20 protein-coding genes are annotated in these 21,850 nt (G+C 39.5%); 10 read left to right on the forward strand and 10 right to left on the reverse strand.

The window, feature by feature from the left end; all coding sequences use genetic code 11:
- The first annotated feature begins 447 nt into the window (after window positions 1-447).
- Window positions 448-1,029 (forward strand): RNA polymerase sigma factor, encoded by a 582-nt coding sequence (locus ACFSR6_RS19760; RefSeq protein ID WP_379082113.1) that lies wholly within the window; start codon window positions 448-450, stop codon window positions 1,027-1,029.
- Window positions 1,026-1,508 (forward strand): anti-sigma factor family protein, encoded by a 483-nt coding sequence (locus ACFSR6_RS19765; protein ID WP_379082115.1) that lies wholly within the window; start codon window positions 1,026-1,028, stop codon window positions 1,506-1,508. Before ACFSR6_RS19760 ends, ACFSR6_RS19765 begins: the two co-directional genes overlap by 4 nt.
- Window positions 1,509-1,596: 88 nt before the next feature.
- Here the strand turns inward: ACFSR6_RS19765 and ACFSR6_RS19770 are convergent, their stop codons facing one another.
- The 6 genes from ACFSR6_RS19770 to ACFSR6_RS19795 all read right to left on the reverse strand — a co-directional run bounded on the left by ACFSR6_RS19770 (window position 1,597) and on the right by ACFSR6_RS19795 (window position 8,397).
- Window positions 1,597-2,124, reverse strand: a complete 528-nt coding sequence (locus ACFSR6_RS19770) for an RBBP9/YdeN family alpha/beta hydrolase (protein ID WP_379082117.1) — start codon at window positions 2,122-2,124, stop codon at window positions 1,597-1,599.
- 87 nt (window positions 2,125-2,211) lie between these two features.
- On the reverse strand, window positions 2,212-2,403 hold the full coding sequence (locus tag ACFSR6_RS19775) for a cold-shock protein (protein WP_010599196.1): 192 nt from the start codon (window positions 2,401-2,403) through the stop codon (window positions 2,212-2,214).
- 104 nt (window positions 2,404-2,507) lie between these two features.
- Complete coding sequence (locus tag ACFSR6_RS19780) at window positions 2,508-3,434, reverse strand: hypothetical protein (RefSeq protein ID WP_379082120.1); 927 nt, start codon at window positions 3,432-3,434, stop codon at window positions 2,508-2,510.
- A 59-nt stretch (window positions 3,435-3,493) separates the two neighbouring features.
- On the reverse strand, window positions 3,494-4,369 hold the full coding sequence (locus ACFSR6_RS19785; protein WP_379082122.1) for a phosphodiester glycosidase family protein: 876 nt from the start codon (window positions 4,367-4,369) through the stop codon (window positions 3,494-3,496).
- 172 nt (window positions 4,370-4,541) lie between these two features.
- On the reverse strand, window positions 4,542-7,058 hold the full coding sequence (locus ACFSR6_RS19790; RefSeq protein ID WP_379082124.1) for a zinc-dependent metalloprotease: 2,517 nt from the start codon (window positions 7,056-7,058) through the stop codon (window positions 4,542-4,544).
- A gap of 91 nt (window positions 7,059-7,149) precedes the next feature.
- Window positions 7,150-8,397 carry an aspartyl protease family protein gene (locus tag ACFSR6_RS19795; RefSeq protein WP_379082126.1) on the reverse strand — a complete coding sequence of 416 codons (1,248 nt, stop codon included), beginning with the start codon at window positions 8,395-8,397 and terminating at the stop codon, window positions 7,150-7,152.
- Between the two features lie 50 nt (window positions 8,398-8,447).
- Here ACFSR6_RS19795 and ACFSR6_RS19800 point away from each other — a divergent pair, with 50 nt between their 5' ends.
- The 4 genes from ACFSR6_RS19800 to ACFSR6_RS19815 are packed head-to-tail and all read left to right on the forward strand — an operon-like array spanning window position 8,448 to window position 12,415.
- Window positions 8,448-9,776: a D-alanyl-D-alanine carboxypeptidase gene (locus tag ACFSR6_RS19800; RefSeq protein ID WP_379082128.1), complete on the forward strand. Its 1,329-nt coding sequence runs from the start codon at window positions 8,448-8,450 to the stop codon at window positions 9,774-9,776.
- Between the two features lie 30 nt (window positions 9,777-9,806).
- Window positions 9,807-10,832, forward strand: coding sequence for a glycosyl hydrolase family 18 protein (locus ACFSR6_RS19805; RefSeq protein WP_379082130.1), 1,026 nt, complete (start codon window positions 9,807-9,809; stop codon window positions 10,830-10,832).
- A 1-nt stretch (window position 10,833) separates the two neighbouring features.
- Window positions 10,834-11,877, forward strand: a complete 1,044-nt coding sequence (locus ACFSR6_RS19810; RefSeq protein ID WP_379082133.1) for an aminotransferase class I/II-fold pyridoxal phosphate-dependent enzyme — start codon at window positions 10,834-10,836, stop codon at window positions 11,875-11,877.
- Window positions 11,878-11,914: 37 nt separating this feature from the next.
- Window positions 11,915-12,415 (forward strand): phosphoglycerate mutase family protein, encoded by a 501-nt coding sequence (locus ACFSR6_RS19815; protein ID WP_379082136.1) that lies wholly within the window; start codon window positions 11,915-11,917, stop codon window positions 12,413-12,415.
- Between the two features lie 458 nt (window positions 12,416-12,873).
- Here the strand turns inward: ACFSR6_RS19815 and ACFSR6_RS19820 are convergent, their stop codons facing one another.
- The 4 genes from ACFSR6_RS19820 to porX all read right to left on the reverse strand — a co-directional run bounded on the left by ACFSR6_RS19820 (window position 12,874) and on the right by porX (window position 17,062).
- Window positions 12,874-13,560, reverse strand: a complete 687-nt coding sequence (locus ACFSR6_RS19820) for a M15 family metallopeptidase (RefSeq protein ID WP_379082138.1) — start codon at window positions 13,558-13,560, stop codon at window positions 12,874-12,876.
- Between the two features lie 76 nt (window positions 13,561-13,636).
- On the reverse strand, window positions 13,637-14,863 hold the full coding sequence (locus ACFSR6_RS19825; RefSeq protein WP_379082140.1) for an alanine dehydrogenase: 1,227 nt from the start codon (window positions 14,861-14,863) through the stop codon (window positions 13,637-13,639).
- Between the two features lie 73 nt (window positions 14,864-14,936).
- Window positions 14,937-15,353 carry a tRNA (adenosine(37)-N6)-threonylcarbamoyltransferase complex ATPase subunit type 1 TsaE gene (gene tsaE, locus ACFSR6_RS19830; protein ID WP_379082142.1) on the reverse strand — a complete coding sequence of 139 codons (417 nt, stop codon included), beginning with the start codon at window positions 15,351-15,353 and terminating at the stop codon, window positions 14,937-14,939.
- A gap of 155 nt (window positions 15,354-15,508) precedes the next feature.
- On the reverse strand, window positions 15,509-17,062 hold the full coding sequence (gene porX, locus ACFSR6_RS19835; RefSeq protein ID WP_379082144.1) for a T9SS response regulator signal transducer PorX: 1,554 nt from the start codon (window positions 17,060-17,062) through the stop codon (window positions 15,509-15,511).
- Between the two features lie 111 nt (window positions 17,063-17,173).
- Here porX and ACFSR6_RS19840 point away from each other — a divergent pair, with 111 nt between their 5' ends.
- From ACFSR6_RS19840 to lpxA, 4 genes are all read left to right on the forward strand, one after another.
- Window positions 17,174-18,397: an HD domain-containing protein gene (locus ACFSR6_RS19840; RefSeq protein WP_379082146.1), complete on the forward strand. Its 1,224-nt coding sequence runs from the start codon at window positions 17,174-17,176 to the stop codon at window positions 18,395-18,397.
- Window positions 18,398-18,517: 120 nt separating this feature from the next.
- Complete coding sequence (gene lpxD, locus ACFSR6_RS19845; protein WP_379082148.1) at window positions 18,518-19,594, forward strand: UDP-3-O-(3-hydroxymyristoyl)glucosamine N-acyltransferase; 1,077 nt, start codon at window positions 18,518-18,520, stop codon at window positions 19,592-19,594.
- Entirely contained in the window at window positions 19,584-20,996 is a 1,413-nt protein-coding gene (locus ACFSR6_RS19850; protein WP_379082150.1) for a bifunctional UDP-3-O-[3-hydroxymyristoyl] N-acetylglucosamine deacetylase/3-hydroxyacyl-ACP dehydratase, read from the forward strand. The genes lpxD and ACFSR6_RS19850 overlap by 11 nt, the downstream gene beginning before the upstream one ends.
- Window positions 20,996-21,781, forward strand: coding sequence for an acyl-ACP--UDP-N-acetylglucosamine O-acyltransferase (gene lpxA / locus ACFSR6_RS19855; protein ID WP_010599175.1), 786 nt, complete (start codon window positions 20,996-20,998; stop codon window positions 21,779-21,781). The genes ACFSR6_RS19850 and lpxA overlap by 1 nt, the downstream gene beginning before the upstream one ends.
- Window positions 21,782-21,850: the final 69 nt, after the last annotated feature.

Below are 21,850 nucleotides of genomic sequence, written 5' to 3' on the forward strand. Positions count from 1 at the left end.
CCATGAAAAGCTGCCCTTTCATTTCCAAATCATATAAAATATATGATACCTTTTATCCTTTTGGAGCGCAGGGCCTGTGCTAAAAACAACGAAGTACCCGTGTTACGCTTTACGCTTCGGCCGCTGCGCTGGCCTGCAGGGTACCGCTTCACCCGGGGCTAAAGGGCAAAGACAGTATTTCACTTTAGGGTTTTGTAAAGCGCACCAACATGGTTCATAAACCTGATGGAAGCGACAGCCCCGAAGCATGAGGGCTACAGCGAACAGCAGGGCCCCACTAACCGATGAAAAGCTGCCCTTTCGTTTCCAAATCATAAAAAATATAGAGCGGTTTTATCCTTTTGGAGCGCAGGGCCTGTGCTATCTACATTATTCACCAATAATAATCTCCCTTAATTATGTTTCACGTGTAACCTGCGTATCTTTAATGTAGTCTTACAGCTAAAGATGGAGCAAAAACTTACAGATTTAGAGCTGATCCAAAATATATTGGCGGGCGAAACCGCACAATATGCTTTGCTGGTGAAACGCCATCAACGCTTTGTATTTACCCTTGCTTTAAGATTTTTAAAAAACCGTGAAGATGCTGAAGAAGTAGCCCAGGATTGCTTCGTTAAAGCTTATAGGGCGCTGGGCACCTTTAAACAGACATCGAAATTCAGTACCTGGTTATATACCATTACTTATACTACAGCCATGACTTTATTAAGGAAAAAGAGGTTAGACACAAACTCCATCCATGATGAAGAAACATTTTTAGAACTTGAAAACCATACCTCGAGTTTAAACGCCAATAACTACGAAAAACAGGATGCCCATACTTTTTTAAACCAGGCCATTGGCCAGTTAATGCCCGATGATGCTGCCATTATTACCCTTTTTTATAAAGGCGAACAGAGTTTAGATGAAATTGGCGAGGCAATGCGAATGGAGTCAAACACAGTAAAAGTAAAGCTGCACAGGGCCAGGCAAAGGCTTAAAGAAAAATTACAATATTTGTTAAAAGATGAAGTAAAGGAGTTACTATGAATACAATAGAACAACAGCTTTGGGATTACATAGACGGGAATTTAAGCGGATCCGAAAAAAAGGCGATTGAAGAAAAAATTGAATCGGATGCGGGGATTAAATCGCTTTATGAGGACCTGGTAAAACTTAATTCGGCTTTTGGCGAACTCGACCTTGATGAGCCTTCCATGTCTTTTACGCGGAATGTAATGGAAAGTGTAGCCACAGTACCCGCGCCAATTGCCATGAAAACACGGGTTAATAAAAAGATTATCTATTGCATTGGAGGTTTTTTCGTAATCTCATTACTAGCCTTATTTGGCTATGTGCTTTACCATTCGGACCTTAGTATGCCTAAATTCGACTTTAATGTTAACCTGAACTATAATTTAGATCAATACATTACCCCTACTGTGCTATATAGCTTCTTATTTATCGATCTGGTGATCGGATTGATATTTCTTGATCAGTTTTTGAGGAAAAGGATAAATAAACATTAAAGCCTAACTTGTATATGCCCTCAGATTAAGCTGATTTATACAGATTTATTTTGACCTCTGTGCTTTCTGCGAAATCTGCGGGAAACTTTTAGCCCAGTTTTTTAAGGATCTCCAATCCTTCAGGCCACTCCCCGAAACCTGCATTGGCATTAATATGTCCGGAGGCTCCAATATTGATGAATTCGCTGCCCCAGCTTTTGGCGAAAAATTCAGCTCTTTCCATCGTTACCCATTCATCATTTGTGCTGGCTACCAAAATGGTTTTAAAGTTGATTTTATCTAAAGGTACGCTATCAAAACCAGGTGTATCAAAATTATACTTTGGGGCTTCTATATCACTTGGTGCAACCAATAAAGCTCCCTTAATTTTCTTTTTGTAGGCTTTTGCCCAATTGGCAATGGCCACACAACCCAAACTATGACCAATTAAAACCACATTATCCAGGTGATATGAGTGGAGTGCCGATTCTATGGTTTCGATCCAATCCTGATTAGATGGCGCATCCCATTCCTTTTGGTTAATGCGGATAAAATTATCTCCTGATTTTTCGAAATAACTTTGCCAATGATCCGGACCCGAATTACCCAAACCTGGAACAATAAAATAATGAGTCATAAAAGCTATGAAATGGATTAATGTAAACAACAGAAAACAAAAAAGCCCCGACGGTGATCGAGGCTGTTTGTAAATATGATAAATAAATTAAATTACTTTCACATTAACGGCATTTAAGCCTTTTTTACCGTTAGCAACTTCGTACTGTACTTTGTCGTTTTCACGGATTTCATCGATAAGACCTGTTGAATGAACAAAAATTTCGCTATCGCCATTCGCAGGGATGATAAAGCCAAAACCTTTAGTTACATTGAAGAATTTTACTGTGCCTTCTTGCATTGTATTAAATATTAAAATTAAGAATGCAAGGTAAGTTTTAATTTTTAAAATCAAAATAAATTTTTAACATTTTTTAACATTAAAAATTTGTAAATACCACATTATTAAGGCTTTTTAATTGCCTTTCCAATCATAGTCAACGTAATTTCGCTATTATGGGGGATACCCAATGTGGTTCCCGGAGCCACATTAAAAAGGTTCCTGACATAGATATCGGCAATGCCCTGAGCCACCTTTTTTTTCGCCTCCTTATTTTCAGGAAGTACATTATAAATGGTTTTTACATGTATCCCACCTTGAAAATCTACAATAGCGGCAACCTGATAGGCAAAATCTTTATAAGCTTTATCAATCCTGATGATATATTGCGGAAACATGTAATCGTAAGCCTCTGTCCGGTTGTTTGTCCGGTCTACGGTACTTATTTTTTCTACCCTCGCAATTTTACTTTTTGATATAAACTGAACCGGGTCTGTAGCGGCAAACGCGCTATCGCTATTCAGGTTAACCCTGGCAGAACGTTTTTCGATAAAAGCAGTATCGGCTTTGGTAGGTTTTTGCAGGTCTTCGGCCTTGGCTTTTAACTTGTTTTTAATGTAATCCTGCGCATAGAAAGTCATGTTTACATCCGAGCGTACATCCGAGGCAATCACTTTTCCGTCAACCTGGATCCGTTGAAAAACCAAACTGTCTTTACTGATGTGTTTTACCTTAAAAAATTCGGCAGCAAAGTTATATACATTACCATGATCGTATTGCAGGTAAAAATTCTGCATCCTGTGTTTCTGGGGGCTCCAGGCCGACATGGTATCTTCTTTAACCACTTCTATTATCCAAGATGGTTTTTGCATAAAACCTTCCTGATTAAAAGAATATCCATTTTTAAACCGGCGTTTTACTTCAACGTAACGGATGCCTTTAACAGGTTCAAAAGTAAAATCCCTAAGGGTTGGATCGCTGGTTTTGGTGCCCATTTTACAGGCACTGAGCATGAGCACAAAAAAGGAAAGGTATATCGAATTTTTAATCATTTCAACAAAATCTTCGGCTAAAATAAGTTTTTTTAAGTAGTGTTGTGTTGCAGTGAATTTTATCTTTTAACCTGCTTCTTTACCAAAACAACATTGGCCACTTTGCGTTGTCCTTCATGATCCCACTTTTTATTATCTGTTGGATAATTGATTACACCACCGTCGGGCATTCCATTTACCCACAAAGTAGTAGAACCACCGCCATCGAAATTTATAGCAGAATTACAGCCCAACCAACGCATTAATTTGGTGAGCTCGAACAGGCTCATCCCGGCTGAATTTTCATTCCTTCCATCAACGGTCAGCAAAATCACCCTTCCGTTTGGTTTTATGCCCAGGCAGGTACGCGGATGGCGCAAGCGGTTAAAACCAGCCGTATCCAAAACTTCGTCAACATTGTTTAAGGTTAATAACGGTCCGTTTAGCAAAACATTTTGTTCCGTTAATCTGGTTTCCCAATCGGCTGATCCATCCCACTTTTTGATCGAAATTTTTCCGTTATCGACTACGATTGCCGCCTCCTGATGCCTGGCCCGGTTTCCGTTTTTATCCAAACGGTTGATATTGATTGTTTTTCCGTTTACACGGACAAAATCTACCGATCCTCCGTTTTTCACATCGAAAAAATTGCCGTTTATAGCAGCAATTGCGGTATCTCTTAAGCCAAAATTACTGGTGGTGATTAATGCTTTTTCTTCTGCAGCAAGGGCAAATACGGCTTTACGTCCCGTGTTTTTGATTTCTAAAAACGAAATATTTTCGTTGGCTGCGAAAAGGTTTTTCTGATCAAAATGATGCCTGAATAAAATAACCTGTTTGGCAATTTTGTTTCTCTTCCATTTGGTTTTAACAACGGTAATGGAATCGGTATTTTGGCCAAAGGCTAAGAAACCGGAGGTTAATAATGCAAGTGCAAATAATAGTTTTTTAAGCATAACCTTATTTTGCCCTAAAAATAAAAAACTGTTAGGTGTTACAGTTAAAGCATCAAGAATTATACAAAGGTTATTAATAATTTAAACCCGATAGGTTTGGCTTATAAAAAAGCGGAACGATCAATTTCATGATCTGCTCCGCTTTTCAAGTTTTGGATTATTGAATCTTTAATTATTTCTTCGGATCCAAAATATCCTTAATACGGATACTTAAATCTTCGTAATGTGCTTTGGTAATGGCATCGCCCGCAACTGCCCTTGCTTTTGTGGTAGCCAATAAGGTTTTTAGCTCTGCCCTAACCAATGGTCTGATATCAGATAAGCCAACATTGATTGGAGTTAAACCATAACTTGCTGCATAATCAGCAGGGAATCCAACCGGAAGTTCGTTTTCTTTAGTCATCAGATCCTGTAAACGGTCTACATAAGCACGTTGTAAGTTGCGTTTAAAGGCATCTGCTCTTCCTGCAACAAATACCGATGACCTTAAGTCTGTAAATAATTCAGGTAAAGTGTAGGCTTTTGCCGTACCATTTTTAGTTTCGTTATCTAATAAACGCGCTATACGTGAAGCAGATAAAAGATTTGCCAAAGTACTGGTCTGAACACCTTTAATTCGGTTTAATAGTACTCCGTTATCAAATTTACTCAGCTGCTCATTACTAATTAACCAAAGTGGCGTAGTAAATAATTGCTGGTTGAAGAACGCAACAGCCTCTTTTTGTTTCGCTTTAGGCAAGTAGGCGTAAACCGGCCCGCTTTGCTCATAAGTTTTAAAATTTTCGCTTAATCCGCCAACGTTTGTTGCCACATGCCCCATATAACGGTTAAACTGGCCTACTATTTCGGTATAGATTTCTTTTAAATCGCTATAATCTTTTCCTTTTTGGTAAGTCCATTTTTCTACGTTAGGTAAAATGCGTTTTAAGTTGGCAATACCATAAGTACTTGCTTTCATGGCATTATCACCTAAATCTTCGCTTTGTAACCTTGGGTCTAAGCTAGTTCCCTGGCGACCATAGAAATACAATGGATTACCAGCATTTTTCAAAGTCCACTGATCTAAAATTTCTTTTTCCTGTTCAGCGGTTTTGTTTCCTGGGATCCAGGAATATCCCCATTTTACTGCCCATTTATCGTATTCGCCAATTTGAGGGTAAAGTTTGGTTACACCATCACCCGGCTGTGCAATGTAGTTAAAACGTGCATAATCCATAATAGATGGCGCAGTACCATGTTTATCGGTAAAGGTTTTAGAACGTAACGAATCAACAGGATAAGCATAGCTTGAACCAAAGTTGTGTGGCAAACCCAAAGTATGGCCAATTTCGTGTGAAGAAACAAAACGGATCAGTTCGCCCATTTGTGCATCGGTAAATTTAGCTTTACGCACTTCAGGATTAATGGCTGCTGTTTGTACAAAATACCAGTTACGCAATAGATTCATTACGTTATGGTACCAACCAATATGCGTTTCTAAAATTTGTCCGGTACGAGGATCGCTGATGTGCGGCCCATATGCATTTGCAATATCTGAAGCAAAATAACGAACAACAGAATATCTCGAATCTTCTACGCTGAACTGAGGATCTTGTTGTGGTGTTGGTGCTTCTTTACCCATAATGGCATTTTTAAAACCTGCAGCCTCAAAAGCTACCTGCCAATCGTTAATCCCCTGGATCAAAAATGGCACCCATTTTTTTGGCGTTGCAGGGTCGATATAAATTACAATAGGTTTAACCGGTTCTACCAGTTCGCCGCGTTTATAGGCATTAGTATCTTTAGGAACCAAATTCCAGCGGTGAATGTAGGCTGTACGCTCTGCCTTTTGTGCGTTGCTTCCATAATCAATTTGAGATTGACCAAAAAAGCCAACCCTGCTATCCATTATTCTGGCTTTTACAGGCGTTTTCGGCAATAACAACATTGATGTATTGAATTCGAAAGTTACCGCCCCATTGCTGTTATCGGTTGGCGATTCTGCTGCACGATAAGTTTTAGCCGTTTTTACTTCAATATTAATCGGGAAAGTTTTAACTGTATCAATGTAAGAGCGGGTAGCATCGTACATCGTTACTTTATACGCTTTACGGATCTGATCAGTAGCACCGATGGCCATAACATCGCCGTTATAAAAATCGGTTACATCAATCACCACACCGGTGGTATCTTTATTATAAGCTTTAATTTCAAAACTGGCTAAAATCTGTGCCAGGTTAGAGTTTTGCACCGATTGGTACATATCACTGTTTGGATCTGCCTTGGTTGAGTAGCTTGGTACACGGATATAAACCTGTTTGCCTCTACGCTCCCATTTCCAAACCTGTTCGTTTAATTCTTCTCCACCATATTGCTGATTGCCTACTTTTACTCCTGCAGGCGCTTTTGCCAAACGGGTAACTACAAGCATTTCGCGGTTGATCATCGAATCTGGAATCTCAAAATACCACTTATCATCTACTTTATGTGTTTTGAATAAACCGTTTGTTGTTCTCGCTTTTGCGGTAATTACTTCAGAGAATGGTTTAATTCCTTCTTTTTTGGGTGCTGCCGCCGGGGCTGCAGCTGGAGTAGCCGGAGCGGCTCCTTTAGTGGTTTTAGATTTTTTTTGGGCGTACACGGAACCTGATCCTGCTACACCAAACGCTACGATACCTGCTAAGGCAAGCACCTTAAAGTTTTTCTTCATGTGTATATAAAAGTTAGTTTGCTTGGCAATAAGAGGTTAAAGTTAGAATCTTGTTACACGACAATCAATTTGTAACCGGAAAATTACGCTCTCAGATCCTTTTTTCAAGACGAACCACCTTAAAATAGACCTGATTGTCTCTAAAAATTTCAAAAATCAAATTTCTATCTGCTTTTGATTTAAACATTTCGCTAAGCTCATTTAAAGAATAAGCATCTATACTTTTAAAGTTTACTGCAATTATTTCGTCATCAGGACAAAGGCCTGCTTTTTCTGCAGGACTGTTTTCATCAATTTCTCCAATAAGTACCCTTTTATATTCCTTTTGATCCAGATAAACAACCATACCTACCATATCGTGTTCAAAAGGTACCTTGCTAAAGCTGTTCGGTTTAGCATAGATAAAACCTTCTGCGTAATTAAACTGAATATCGAATTTCCGCAGCAGATCGGCGCCTAAATTTCCGTTCCTTTTGGATAGGTTAATCTTTTCAGCAATGGTTTTAAAATCAGGGAATCCGGTTACAACATTATTAAAAACATAATTCCCTAAACTCAATTTAGCCACCCGGCCAACATAACCTTTAATCTGTCCGCTAAGGCTCATCCCCAAATTAGCCTTTATTTTTTTTTCTGGCAGTGGGAATTCTCCTCCCTGAAACATTTCAAGAGAAAGGGCATGACTGGCACCGGTATCCATTAAAAACCTGGCGTTAGCTAGTTTCCTGTCCGGAAGCTCAACATTTCCGATAATGTAAGGCTTCTGATTTTCAATCTCGATTGGGATTTTCATTCCGCGGTATTTAATTTTGGCATTGCGATCATAAATAATCAATCTACTTTCACTGTATCTTACATCAACAATAAAACTGTTAAAAAAACTGAAACCCAGCAAACCATAAATTTTCAATCCTAAATGCCCCGACAGGTTAAAGAGGTCTTCTTTTAAAATGGCCGTTGGTATACGCTCAATATTTGTACTGCCCACCTTTACATCTAAACTTTGAGAAACATAGGCTTCAACGGTTTCGATCCCCAGGCCAGAAACTGTAATTTTACGGAGTTTGCTAAAATTTAATGAATCTATAATGGAGGGGTCTGTAATAATCATTGGTCCAACTCCGGTATCAAGAACAAAATCAAATGGCCCCTTTCCATTTACATATACCGGAATAACCATTAGGTTTTTAATGCATTTAAAAGGGATAGACTGTTTTTGCCGGTTTCTTTTAAAAAGGAATTCTTGTCCAAAACCGGAAAAAGCAAGAAATATCAACCCCAAACCAATGGTTAGTTTGCGTAAACAGATTATTACACCGGGGTTATATTTGGCCAACATTAAACTAAATTTAATAAATTAGTTGATAATTGTACCCCTAAACTTAGAAGATGTTCCGGTTAAAAAATCAAAATCTCACTTTTCTGGTATTTGTGTTATCTATTTGCCTGCTATCAGCCTGTTCTGCCAATAAAATGGTTTCAAAAAAAGTAGCTAAGGAGTTTAAAAAATCGCAGGTAATCAAACAATACCAGGTTGGTTTTGCACTTTACAACCCTGCCGATAAAAAGATGGTTTTTGAGAAAGATGCCAATAAATATTTTACTCCTGCCTCTAATACAAAACTTTATACCTTTTTTGCAAGCTTAAAGATGTTGCCAGATTTAATGCCGGCTTTAAGATATATCGAACAGAACGATTCATTGATTTTTTGGGGAACCGGAGATCCGTCTTTTTTGCAGTTTGCCGTAAAGGATAAATCGGCCTATAATTTTCTTTTGGCATCAAATAAAAAACTGTTCTTTTCTCCCGGACGATATTCGGGCAGTTTTTTCGGCGATGGCTGGGCCTGGGATGATTACGATTATTATTATCAGCCCGAAATTACCGAAATGCCAATTATGGATAACATGATTACCTCTACTTACGCCGGTACAAATAAAATAAACATCGAGCCCAAAGTTTTTGCACCATGCTTTAAACCGGATTCGGCAAAAACCACGGGGAACTTTCAGGTAAGCAGGGATTTTTTAACCAATAGCTTCCATTATCCCAACGTTGCAGTCAAACCAGGTTATAGCCAGCAAAATCCCTATAAAACCAGTGCACAGGTTAGCGTTGAAGTATTATCAGATACCCTGCACAAGCCTATTGGCCTTATTCACCTTAAAATTCCTTCGGATGCAAAAACCTTACCGGGGGCAAAACGCGATTCGGTTTTAAAGCATATGATGCTGCCCAGCGATAATTTTATTGCCGAACATTTGTTGCTGGTTTGTTCCAACCAGATTGGCGATACATTAAGTACAATAAAAGCGATTGATTACATTACGAAAAATTACCTTTCTTTTCTACCTGATAAAGTAAAATGGGTTGATGGATCTGGTTTATCCCGTCAGAATTTATTTACTCCCCGCGATAATGTTTACCTGCTCGATTCCATTTATAAACTGGTAAATAATCCGGAAAAGCTATTCGATATGCTGCCTGCCGGGGGGAAAAGCGGAACCTTAAAAAATGCTTACCCAAAAACCGATAAACCTTTTGTTTTCGGAAAAACAGGATCGCTCGGCGGGGTTCATAATCAAAGTGGATATATCATAACCAAAAAAGGGAAAACCTATATCTATTCTTTTATGAACAATAATTTTGTAAAGCCAACGGCAGAGGTGCGAACCGAAATGGTGAGGATAGTAACTTATATACACGATAATTTTTAAACGTATGTAGCATAAAAAAATACCTAACCTATGAAAAAAATCTACTTATTGATTGGCATTTCTACCCTGCTTGTCCTATTATCCTGTAAGAAAAACGATCCCATAACAGCCCCTACTGAACCTCTTATGCCTACTACACCATACGTGCCCGACAATAGTTTTAAAGTTATAAGCTATTTTCCAAGTTACCGGGATCCGGCCGGTGTTTCAGATTCGAAGTTCAAAATGATTACCCACCTGTTTTATGCTTTTCTAAATCCCAATACCGATGGGAGTTTGGCAGCATTAGCACAACCTGCCCGATTTACAACCATAATACAAAAAGCAAAGGCAAATGGTGTAAAAACAGGCATTTCGATATCTGGCACGAAAAGTATTTTTGTAACTATGGCGGCATCTGAAACAGCCAGAAACCTGTTTGTAAAAAATGTAGTAACTTTTGTCAAAACAAATAATCTTGACGGCGTAGATATGGACTGGGAATATCCAAGTACCAGCGACGGATCAGCAGATAATTACGTCTTGCTAATGAAAGAACTTTCTGATTCGCTACACAAATACAATAAATTTTTAAGCGCGGCTATAACCCCGGGGGTATATGCGGGCAGTATTCGTGATGGATTAAAATCGGAAGTTTTCCCGGTTGTGGATTTCTTTAATATTATGGTTTATGACGGCATTGGTTGGGATAAAAACGAGCCTTTTCAACATGCATCGTACAATATGGCCGTTGCCAGTTTAAATTATTGGTTAAGCACGCGCGGTATGCCAAAGGAGAAAGCCGTTTTAGGCATCCCGGCCTATGGTAAAAATGCCAATAATTCGGCGAAAGCTTATCGTGATTTTGTAGCCGCCGGTGCTGATGTAAGCCTAGATAATGCATCAATAGATGGCGTTCAATTTTACTTTAACGGAACTGTAACAACCAGGAAAAAAGCTAAACTCGCCAAAGACATTGCAAATGGAATCATGTTCTGGGAATTTTACCATGATGATAATGGCGATAAATCTATTATCCGTGCTGCAAATGATGAGCTTGGCAGAAACTACAATTAACATGAAGCTTAACTTTAAATCGATTGATCAGCCCTTTTCTAACCAAATAAAAATTGAGGGAAACACCTATTTATATTTTGGCGGAACAGCCTACCTGGGTATCCCAAAAAATCAGGATTTTATCAACCTACACGTAAAAGGGATCAAAAAATTCGGTTTAAACAACGGCACCAGCCGTACCAACAACATTCAGTTAGGTATTTACGATGATGCTGAAAAAGTAGCTGCCGAACGATATGGAGCCGAAGCTGCGCTCATTACTTCAAGCGGTTATTTAGCCGCCCAGCTTACGGTTAAAAGCTTATCTGCGTTAGGCAAAATAATTTATGCTCCGGCTACGCACCCTGCGCTTTGGCTAACCGATCAGCCAGCAATTCAGCAAACATTTAATGATTGGAAGAAGCAAACAGTAGCTCTCATCAATGCTTCAGTAGAAAAAACATGGGTATTGATCAGCAATTCCATGAACAATCTTTTTCCTGAAATTTATGATTTTAACTTCTTAACCGGAATACAACCAGAAAAAGAAATTATCTTAATTGTTGATGACTCGCATGGTATAGGCGTCAATAATAACGGAATGGGTGCATTTGTCAATCTTCAGGTTAAAGCAAATATCGAAAGGGTTGTTGTTGCCTCAATGGCAAAGGCATTAGGAATTGACGCTGGATTGGTTTTGGGCTCTAATGCCATTATCGCTAAATTAAAAAACAGCAATATTTTTATTGGAGCTTCCCCTCCACCCGCGGCCAGCCTTTTTGCTTTCATTCACGCAGAAAAAATATACCATAATGCATGGACAAGATTGCAGGACAATATAAAGCTGCTTACCGCCAATTTAAATAAAACATGGGCGTTTGAAACCGGGTTTCCGGCATTCCTGGCTCAGGACAATACTTTAGCACAGCAATTGTTAAAAGAAAATATCCTCATTTCATCTTTCCCGTACCCCAAGCCCGAATCTGAACCAATAAATCGAATTGTTTTGAGCAGCTGGCACGAAAAAGAAGATATTGATTACTTAATAAAAGCCTTAAATTTTTAACCTTTACTTATCCAATTAATTTTCGAATATTTATAACATGAAAAAGCTGTTTGTATTCCTGTTATTAAGTCTGTTTTTTAACCATGTAATTTCTGCGCAAACCACCACCGTTTGGATTGTTAGACATGCTGAAAAAGATAAGTCAAACCCACAGGATACCGACCCCGGCTTATCTGACGAAGGGAAAATCCGTGTGGCCGATTTGGCAAAATATTTAAAAAAGGTAAAATTTGATGTTGCCTTTGCCACTCCAACCAAAAGAACCCATCAAACTTTAGATTCGCTGGTAATCCCGAAAGTAATTGATTATAAAGACATTAAATCGCTTGTTGATAACATTAAAACCAATTACTCGGGCAAAACAGTGATGGTTGCAGCTCACTCCAATACCGTTCTCGAAATTATTGAAGCCCTTGGTGGCAAAAGGCCTAAGGAAGAATTAACAGATGATGATTACGATTACATTTTCGAATTATCGGTAAAAGAAGATAGAGCAAGGGTAAAAATGGATCAATACGGCAGGCCACATCATTTGTAGTTTGTGATGTAAGGTGTAACCACCTGACAACCGTTAGACTAAATATCAACAATGTAGTAAGATAGCAACTTACACCATGGCATAGATAGGCCCTTAAATATAGAACTCAGGTTAATAGGAAATAAGTGGTTCTGTGCTTTTGGCTTTTTCAGTCCCGCTTTTGGTTCGAGTTCCGATGAAGAATCGGAAGCTCTTCCCGACAATCGGGTTTATTTAACCCAGGCGGTGCACTAAAAACAAACCGTTGTTAACTAAACCCGACAGGAGCGAACACGAGTGCAACGAAGTAAAGCGTATGGCGGGACTACAGCCCTCCATGAAATGCTGCTCCTTCATTTCCTAAAAAGCAGAAAGATTTATACTAATAACCTGAACTCAACGGCTTGCTCTTTGCAATGACTAATGGTGAGGATATGCATCACACCCAATGAACTATTGGCGAATGAACCAATTAACCGCTAAAGTTTTTCGAAAGGAATATCCATTAAATCGTACCTTCTCCAATTTGAGAAATCATAATGCCACCATTCATTTTCCAGCACATTCATTTGGTATTTTGCCATTATGGCCATCAGGAAATCGCGATTTCTCCTGGCTTCTGATGATACATTGTCATATTTTGCGGCGGCAGCAGCCGAAAAACTATCATAAGGCGTTGGCATTGCTAATTCTTTACCTGTTTTTAGATTAATCAGGGTTAAATCTACCGCACAGCCCCTATTGTGCTTAGATCCTTTAGCCGGATTGGCTACAAAATTTTTATCGCTTGCTTTTTTATAAAATTCAACCGTAATGGCATAAGGGCGGTAACCATCAAATATTTTTAAGCCATAACCTTTTTTATTTAATTCCTTTTGAATTTTCTTTAAGGCTTCCACCACAGGTTTCCTGGCAAAAGCCCTCGCCTGTTTATACATTACCTGGTGCATAAAATTGTTCCTGGTAGCATAACGTATATCCAGCTTAACCGTAGGAATAGCTTTTTTGATTTCAATCAGTTCATTATCCGGATTTGATTTTACGGAAGCCTGATACTGTTGGTAAGAACTTACGATAACCAGCTTTTTTATAGCAGATGGTTTATTCTGAGCACTTACAACAAGTGAAAGAAAAAGGGATAAAGCGAGCAGGTTGAATTTTATCATAACATTATCAAGCGGTAAGAATCAGGCGTCAGAAACCTATCCCATTTTCCATCTCCACATCATCCACTTTACATTTTTATTGATTAGAAACCACCAAAAGTTCCAAATCTTTAAACGGGAGGTTAAACATATCGGCAAGGTCTTTATTGGTACAGTTTCCCTGGTAAATATAAAGTGCTTCCCGTATACCAGGATTGTTCCAAACCATATTCATTAATCCCCCATATTCGCCGATATCCAATAAAATAGGTGCAAAAATGTTGGTTAAGGCATACGAAGCCGTTCTTGGCACGCGCGAGGCAATATTGGGAACACAATAATGGATTACATCATACTTTCTGAAAACCGGATTGGCATGGTTGGTCACTTCGGAAGTTTCAAAACAACCACCCTGGTCTATACTTACATCAATTACTACCGAGTGCGGCTTCATCCTGGCAACCGTTTCTTCCATTACCACACAGGGGCTACGGCCATGACTGGCACGGATGGCTCCAATTACCACATCGCAGGTTGTAATTGCTTTGTTCAGTACGATAGGCTGCATTACAGAGGTAAAAACCCTACTGCCCAGGTTATTCTGCAGGCGGCGTAAACGGTAAATAGAGCTGTCAAAAACCTTTACCTCTGCTCCTAATGCCAAAGCCGTCCTCGCAGCATATTCGCCAACGGTACCGGCGCCTAGAATAACAATTTCAGTTGGCGGAACACCAGTGAAACCGCCAAGCATTAATCCTTTACCTCCTGTTACATTGCTCAGGTATTCTGCCGCTATTAAAATAGATGTTGACCCCACAATTTCGCTCATTGACCGTACCACGCTCAAAATATTGCCTTCATCGCGGAGGTTTTCAAAACATAATGCGTTTATTTTTTTATGCATCAAAGCTTTAAGATAATCCTGCTTTAACGTTCCGGTCTGCAAAGATGAAATAAGCGTTTGCCCTTTATGCATCATCTCAATTTCCTCTAAGGTGGGCGGGGCAATTTTCATCAGGATATCAGCGGCAAAAACCTCCTTTTTATCGTAGGCGATTTTCGCACCCTGCTCGGCATATTCGGTATCAGAAAAATTGGCTGCGATACCCGCTCCCGTTTCCAAAACCACACGATGACCATTGTTTACCAGTAAAGCTACCGATAATGGAGTCAGCGCAATCCTGTTCTCTTGGAAAGATATTTCTTTGGGTATTCCTATATAAAGACTGTTTTTCTTATTTCTGGTTTCCAGCTTCGCCTCTTGTGTTTGCAATAAACCTTGACGAGCTATATCGGCCATTCCTTCGCGTAATCCTGTAGCCATGCTGAGTTAATATTTTGGTAATTTTAGGTTGTTCAAGGTACGGAAAATCTGTTAATTTATTGATAATTAATTGTTATACCTTCGAAAGCCTGAATAATCTGCGGTCTTGATCCAGCACTTTTATCTCTACTTTGATGTGGTTTTCTGGCAGTAATTCCTCTATCCTTTCCGGCCATTCTATTAAACAGGTGCCATGGCCATAGAAATATTCCTCATAACCAAGATCATAAGCTTCTCTGATATCTTTTATACGGTAAAAATCGAAATGAAACACAGGACCATAAGGGCTTTTATATTCATTTACGATAGAATAGGTCGGGCTCGAAACCACATCGGTTATCCCTAAATGTTTACAGAAATTTTTAATAAAAGTGGTTTTTCCGGCCCCCATATCGCCTTCGAAAATGAAGACTTTCTCATTGCCTGCAAAATCTGAAAGCTGTTGTGCTACAGCAGGTAGATCGGCTAAATTATTTACTTCGATATCCATTTTATAAAATAAAGGCAAAAATAACACATAACTGCATTGCTTTTGCCTTCCGAATTAAATTTGAATGAAACAGATCCTGAAACAAGTTCAGGATGACGACCCTATTAAAAATAAACAGTCTCATGTCTCAAATCTAGTATCTAAAATCTCTGAAACTACCTAGGCGAATAAGTCACTATCGGAATAATCATTTCCTCCAGCGAAATTCCACCATGCTGGAAGGTTTCGTTATAATAGTTTACAAACTGGTTGTAGTTATTCGGGTATACAAAATAACTATCTTCCCTTGCAAAAATATAACTGCTGCTGATATTGATTTTTGGTAACAGCGCATCGTGCGGATTTTTAATCAGGAATACTTCTTTTGCATTAAAATTAAGGTTTCTACCTTGCTTATAACGTAAATTGGTGTTGGTACTCCTGTCGCCAACCACTTTAATAGGCTTTTTAACGCGAATAGTCCCATGATCGGTTGTAATGATCACTTTAACCTGTTTTTGAGAGATTTTTTTCAATAAATCCCACAGTGGAGAATGTTCAAACCACGATAAGGTTAACGAGCGGTAAGCTGCATCATCATTGGCCAGCTCCCTGATCATTTGCATATCAGTACGGGCATGGCTCAGCATATCAACAAAGTTGAATACAATGGCGTTAAAATCGTTTTGTAACAGATTATTTGTCTGATCAACAAGATCTTTCCCCTGCTCAAAAGTTAAAATCTTATGATAACTGAATTTACAGTCCTTCCTTAAGCTACGTTTAATATTATCGGCAAGAAAAGTCTCTTCATGCAGGTTTTTTCCACCCTCATCATCATCGTTCTGCCAGAGCTGGGGAAAACGTTTTTCCATATCCAAAGGCATCATACCCGAAAAAATGGCATTACGGGCATATTGTGTTGCCGTTGGCAAAATGCTCGTATACATGTCTTCTTCATCAATCCTGAAATATTCGGAAATTAATGGATTAATGATTTTCCACTGATCATAACGTAAATTATCAATCAGGATAAAGAATACAGGTGTAGTATCGTTAATATGAGGGAAAACCTTTTTCTTCAGCAATTCATTCGAAAGTAAAGGCGCTTTCTCCTTATTCTTGATCCAGTCGAGGTAATTTTCTTCGATAAATTTAGTGAACTGTGTGTTGGCCTCCTGTTTCTGCATGGTTAAAATTTCGTGCATCTGAGGGTCGTCCAGTTTTTCCAGTTCAAGTTCCCAGAAAACAATTTTTTTATAGACCTCAACCCATTCTTCGTAGTTAAGCCTGTCGCCCAAAGTCATACCCAAACGACGGAAATCCTGTTGATAAGCCATAGAGGTTTTCTCGCTTACCAAACGCTTGTTATCAATCAGTTTTTTTATGGTAAGCAAAACCTGTTTAGGATTTACAGGTTTGATCAAATAATCATCAATTTTACTGCCTATTGCATCCTCCATCAAATTTTCTTCCTCGCTTTTGGTAATCAAAACCACGGGCACATCAGGGTTTAAATTTTTAATGGCAGAAAGCGTTTCGATTCCACTCATGCCCGGCATATTTTCATCTAAGAAAACCAGGTCGAAGTGTTCTTTTCCAAATGCTTCCAGGGCGTCGTTTCCGTTGGTAAATGTGGTTACATTATAACCTTTATCATTCAACAACAATATATGTGGCTTTAATAAGTCGATTTCGTCATCGGCCCATAATATCTTAGTTTCTTGCATGTTTTTGTAAAAATAGATGTGTATTGCCCTTTAATTTTGGCAGGTAAATCAAACTGTGAATAAAAATAGCAATTTTTGTACCGTATCTGTCTATTTAACTATTTTTAACGATTGAATAAGAAGAAAATAATAAATGATCCGGTTTACGGTTTCATCAGCATTCCATCCGAATTGGTGTATGATGTAATTTCACATCCGTATTTCCAGCGTTTGCGCTACATTAAACAATTGGGGATGACACACTTAGTGTATCCGGGGGCCCTGCATACCCGTTTCCATCATGCTTTGGGCGCTATGCATTTAATGAGTTTGGCCATCAACCTGTTAAAGAGTAAAGGACACAGCATAACCAAAGGCGAAGAAGAAGCCGCCATTTTGGCTATTTTACTGCATGACATCGGCCACGGACCTTTTTCGCATGCACTGGAACATTCTCTGGTTACAGGGATCAGGCATGAAGATATTTCTGCAAAGCTGATGAACGATCTCAACATCCACTTCGAAGGGAGATTGAGCCATGCCATCGAAATTTTTAACGGCACCTATCATAAAAAGTTTCTTCACCAGTTAATTTCAGGTCAGCTGGATCTGGATAGAATGGACTACCTCAACCGCGATAGCTTTTTTACAGGTGTAAGCGAAGGTGTAATCAGTTCCGACCGGATCATCAAGATGTTTAACATCCATGAAGACGACCTTGTTATCGAAGAAAAAGGAATATATTCCATCGAGAAGTTTTTAATTGCCCGCAGGCTGATGTACTGGCAGGTTTACCTGCATAAAACGGTAATATCGGGCGAAATGATCCTGGTAAAATTATTAGAAAGAGCTAAAGAGCTATCAGCGGAAGGCGTGGATTTATTTGCCTCGCCATCGTTAAGCCATTTCTTAAAAAATGATATCAACGAAGCGAATTTCTTTGCCCAGCACGAAAACCTGGAACATTTTACCAACCTGGACGACCAGGATATTTATGCTGCAGTTAAGGTTTGGGCCAAACATCCGGACAAGATTTTGTCTACGCTTTGTAAAATGCTTACTTCCAGAAACCTTTACAAAGTGGAAATGGGTAATGAAAAAGTGGGCAATGACCGTCTTCATTTTTTGCAGACTGCTGCTGTCAAATTACTGGAGATCAAACCCGAGGAGGCAAGATATTTTGTTTTTACCGATTCGATCCAAAACCGTGCATACAACGCCGGAGTGGGTAACATTAAGATTTTAATGAAAAACAACGATATTTTAGATATTGCGAAGGCATCAGATTTATCCAATTTGGAGTCGCTGCAGAAAACTGTAGAAAAATATATACTCTGTTACCCAAGGGGCATTTAAGCTTATTTAACAACATTTAACTTTTACTGCCGTTTAAAGTCTTATTATTGTGTAAAATATACACCCTTTAACCCTAACAGGTTTTTTTGTTCATATCAATTTAACATATACCTTTGTACGATGCAATTTACTGCCACGCAGATAAGTCAGTTTTTGAACGGCTCCATTGATGGAGACCCTGATGCGGCCGTTACCGAACTTTCTAAAATAGAAGACGGGAAAGAAGGCTCCTTGTCTTTTCTTTCCAACCCTAAGTACGAACACTTTTTGTATTCTACCCGGGCCTCTGTTATCATCGTATCAAAAGATTTCGCCCCCACGCATCCTTACACCAGTACATTAATCCGTGTTGAAAATCCATATAGTGCTTTTACTATTTTATTGGATAAGTATAACGAAGCCCTAAACGCGCAAAAAGCTCAATCTGGAATTGATAAATTAGCTTTTGTGCACCCAACGGCAAAAATCGGCAAAGATGTATTTATCGGTGCCTTTGCTTATGTTGCAGAGCATGTAGAAATAGGTGATGGCTGCAAAATAAATGCACAGACGTTTATTGGTGAAAACTCTAAAATCGGCGAAAACAGCACATTTTTCCCTGGAGTAAAAATTTACCATAATTCGGTAATCGGCAAAAGGGTTATCATTCATTCCAATACCGTTATCGGTAGCGATGGGTTTGGTTTTGCCCCTCAAAAAGACGGCACCTACAATAAAATACCGCAAATTGGAAACGTCATTATTGAAGACGATGTAGAAATTGGTGCAAATACAACTGTTGACCGTGCTACAATGGGATCAACAATTGTAAAAAAAGGTGCCAAAATCGACAATCTGATCCAAATTGCCCACAACGTAGAAATTGGCGAAAACACTGTTTTAGCCGCCCAATCGGGTATTTCGGGCAGTACAAAAATTGGCCCTAATAGTGTTGTTGGTGGTCAGGTTGGCATTGCAGGGCATTTAACCCTGGCAAAAGGCACACAGATTGGTGCTCAAGCCGGCATCAACTTCAATATTTTAGAGGAAAATAAACAATGGCACGGAAGCCCTGCGCAGCCTTTGCGCAACTGGATGCGTGCCTCCGTAATTTTCAAGCATCTTCCTGATGTAGAAAAAAGAATAAACGCGCTCGAAGAGGAACTGAAAAGGCTTACAGCCGAACTGGAAAAGAATACAATAAACAATGAACGTTAGACAAAAAACGATTAAACAAGAAATATCAGCGTCTGGTGTAGGTTTACACACTGGCGCTAATGTTACTTTAACATTTTGCCCAGCCCCCGAAAATCACGGCTTTAAATTTCAGCGTATAGATTTAGACGGGCATCCGATTATCGAAGCTGATGCAGATAACGTAACCGATACCTCCCGCGGAACAACACTTACCCAAAATGGTGCCAGCGTAAGTACCGTAGAGCATGTAATGGCTTCTTTGGTTGGTATGGACCTTGATAATATACTTATCAAATTAGACGGACCTGAAACCCCGATTATGGATGGTAGTTCAATCCAGTTTGTTGATTTATTGGAAGAAGTAGGCACTGTTGAACAAAATGCCGATCGTGAATACTTTACTATTCCCCATAATATTACTTATACCGAAGAAGACAGGAAGGTAGAAATTGTGGCCATGCCCTTAGACGATTATCGTTTTACCTGCATGATCGATTATAACTCTCCTGTTTTGGGCAGCCAACATGCCGGAATCAATACCATTGCAGAATTTAAAAAGGAAATTGCATCCTGCCGTACCTTCTGTTTCCTGCATGAACTGGAATACCAGTTATCTCATAACCTGATTAAAGGCGGCGATTTAAATAACGCCATTGTAATTGTAGATAAAGAGGTTACCAAAGATGAATTAAGCCATTTGGCAAAATTATTTAACCGCAAAGACATTGATGTTGCCCCGCAAGGGATTTTGAACAACATGGAACTGCGTTACCAGAACGAACCTGCCCGTCATAAACTTTTGGATATGATTGGCGATTTAGCGCTGGTGGGTATGCACCTGAAGGGCCACATTATGGCCGCACGCCCTGGTCATGCAGCAAACGTTGCTTTTGCCAAAAAGATTAAAGCAGCCATTAAAAAAGAGAAAAACAAAAAAATACAAAAAATATACGATCCAAGTGCAAAACCATTGTTCGATGTAGTGAAAATAATGGAAATTTTGCCTCACCGTCAGCCATTTTTGTTCGTCGATAAAATTTTGGAACTTTCTAAAAACCACGTGGTAGGTGTTAAAAACGTTACCATGAACGAAGAATTTTTCAAAGGCCACTTTCCGGGCGCTCCGGTATTTCCAGGCGTATTGCAGATCGAGGCCATGGCACAGGTAGGCGGAATCCTTGTACTCTGTACTGTGCCTGATCCTGAAAACTACCTCACCTATTTCTTAAAGATAGACAATGTACGTTTTAGGGCCCAGGTACTTCCTGGTGATACGATTGTTTTCCGTTGCGATCTGCTCGAACCGATCAGAAGGGGAATTGCCCAGATGAAAGGTGTAGGTATGGTTGGCGAAAAAATCGTCGTAGAAGCCGAAATGATGGCCCAAATTTCAAAAGTTAAACAAGCAGAACCCGCCCAATAATGATACAACCTTTAGCATATATACACCCTCAGGCAAAAATTGCCGAAAATGTGGTAATCGAGCCCTTTGTAGTGATACATAAAGATGTTGTAATTGGAGAAGGAACATGGATCGGATCGAACGTTACCATTATGGATGGCGCACGTATCGGTAAAAATTGCCGCATTTTTCCTGGGGCCGTTATCTCCGGTGAACCACAGGATTTAAAATTTGCCGGCGAGGTAACTACGGCCGAAATTGGCGACAATACCACCATCCGCGAATGTGTAACCATTAACCGCGGCACCAAAGACAAATGGAAAACCGTTATCGGCAGTAATTGCCTTATCCAGGCCTATTCGCACATTGCACACGATTGTGAGGTTGGAAACAACTGTATTTTCTCAAACAGCACTACTTTAGCTGGGCATATCACCATTGGCAACAATGTGGTACTGGCCGGTTTGGTGGCCATCCACCAATTTGTTAAGGTGGGATCTTACGCTTTCGTAACGGGGGGATCATTGGTACGCAAAGATGTTCCACCTTATGTTAAAGCTGCCCGCGAACCACTTTCTTATGCCGGTATCAATTCTGTTGGCCTGCGTAGAAGAGGGTTTACCAACGAGCAGATCGATGAGATACAGGAAATTTACCGCGTACTCTTTGTGAAACATAATAATGTAACCAAAGCTTTGGACATGATCGAAGCTGAATTTAAACCAACAGAAATCCGTGATGAAATTGTTGATTTTATCCGTAACTCTAACCGTGGGGTAATGAAGGGTTTTGGCATGGGCAGTTAATAAAGGTAGAAGGCTGAAGGGTTTAAGGTAGGGGAGTAAAACCCATTGCCTTAACCAAATTCAAATAAA

The organism is Pedobacter vanadiisoli, from assembly GCF_042684385.1.
Lineage (GTDB): Bacteria > Bacteroidota > Bacteroidia > Sphingobacteriales > Sphingobacteriaceae > Pedobacter > Pedobacter vanadiisoli.

What these genes read in the sequence shown, in the direction of transcription:
- ACFSR6_RS19795 (WP_379082126.1), bottom strand. Translation starts at nt 8,397, where the DNA reads ATGTTGGCCAAATATAACCCCGGTGTAATAATCTGTTTACGCAAACTA.
- ACFSR6_RS19775 (WP_010599196.1), bottom strand. Translation starts at nt 2,403, where the DNA reads ATGCAAGAAGGCACAGTAAAATTCTTCAATGTAACTAAAGGTTTTGGC.
- ACFSR6_RS19785 (WP_379082122.1), bottom strand. Translation starts at nt 4,369, where the DNA reads ATGCTTAAAAAACTATTATTTGCACTTGCATTATTAACCTCCGGTTTC.
- ACFSR6_RS19825 (WP_379082140.1), bottom strand. Translation starts at nt 14,863, where the DNA reads ATGGCTACAGGATTACGCGAAGGAATGGCCGATATAGCTCGTCAAGGT.
- ACFSR6_RS19815 (WP_379082136.1), top strand. Translation starts at nt 11,915, where the DNA reads ATGAAAAAGCTGTTTGTATTCCTGTTATTAAGTCTGTTTTTTAACCAT.
- ACFSR6_RS19820 (WP_379082138.1), bottom strand. Translation starts at nt 13,560, where the DNA reads ATGATAAAATTCAACCTGCTCGCTTTATCCCTTTTTCTTTCACTTGTT.
- ACFSR6_RS19780 (WP_379082120.1), bottom strand. Translation starts at nt 3,434, where the DNA reads ATGATTAAAAATTCGATATACCTTTCCTTTTTTGTGCTCATGCTCAGT.
- ACFSR6_RS19790 (WP_379082124.1), bottom strand. Translation starts at nt 7,058, where the DNA reads ATGAAGAAAAACTTTAAGGTGCTTGCCTTAGCAGGTATCGTAGCGTTT.
- ACFSR6_RS19765 (WP_379082115.1), top strand. Translation starts at nt 1,026, where the DNA reads ATGAATACAATAGAACAACAGCTTTGGGATTACATAGACGGGAATTTA.
- ACFSR6_RS19760 (WP_379082113.1), top strand. Translation starts at nt 448, where the DNA reads ATGGAGCAAAAACTTACAGATTTAGAGCTGATCCAAAATATATTGGCG.
- ACFSR6_RS19810 (WP_379082133.1), top strand. Translation starts at nt 10,834, where the DNA reads ATGAAGCTTAACTTTAAATCGATTGATCAGCCCTTTTCTAACCAAATA.
- porX (WP_379082144.1), bottom strand. Translation starts at nt 17,062, where the DNA reads ATGCAAGAAACTAAGATATTATGGGCCGATGACGAAATCGACTTATTA.
- ACFSR6_RS19850 (WP_379082150.1), top strand. Translation starts at nt 19,584, where the DNA reads ATGAACGTTAGACAAAAAACGATTAAACAAGAAATATCAGCGTCTGGT.
- ACFSR6_RS19805 (WP_379082130.1), top strand. Translation starts at nt 9,807, where the DNA reads ATGAAAAAAATCTACTTATTGATTGGCATTTCTACCCTGCTTGTCCTA.
- lpxD (WP_379082148.1), top strand. Translation starts at nt 18,518, where the DNA reads ATGCAATTTACTGCCACGCAGATAAGTCAGTTTTTGAACGGCTCCATT.
- tsaE (WP_379082142.1), bottom strand. Translation starts at nt 15,353, where the DNA reads ATGGATATCGAAGTAAATAATTTAGCCGATCTACCTGCTGTAGCACAA.
- lpxA (WP_010599175.1), top strand. Translation starts at nt 20,996, where the DNA reads ATGATACAACCTTTAGCATATATACACCCTCAGGCAAAAATTGCCGAA.
- ACFSR6_RS19770 (WP_379082117.1), bottom strand. Translation starts at nt 2,124, where the DNA reads ATGACTCATTATTTTATTGTTCCAGGTTTGGGTAATTCGGGTCCGGAT.
- ACFSR6_RS19800 (WP_379082128.1), top strand. Translation starts at nt 8,448, where the DNA reads ATGTTCCGGTTAAAAAATCAAAATCTCACTTTTCTGGTATTTGTGTTA.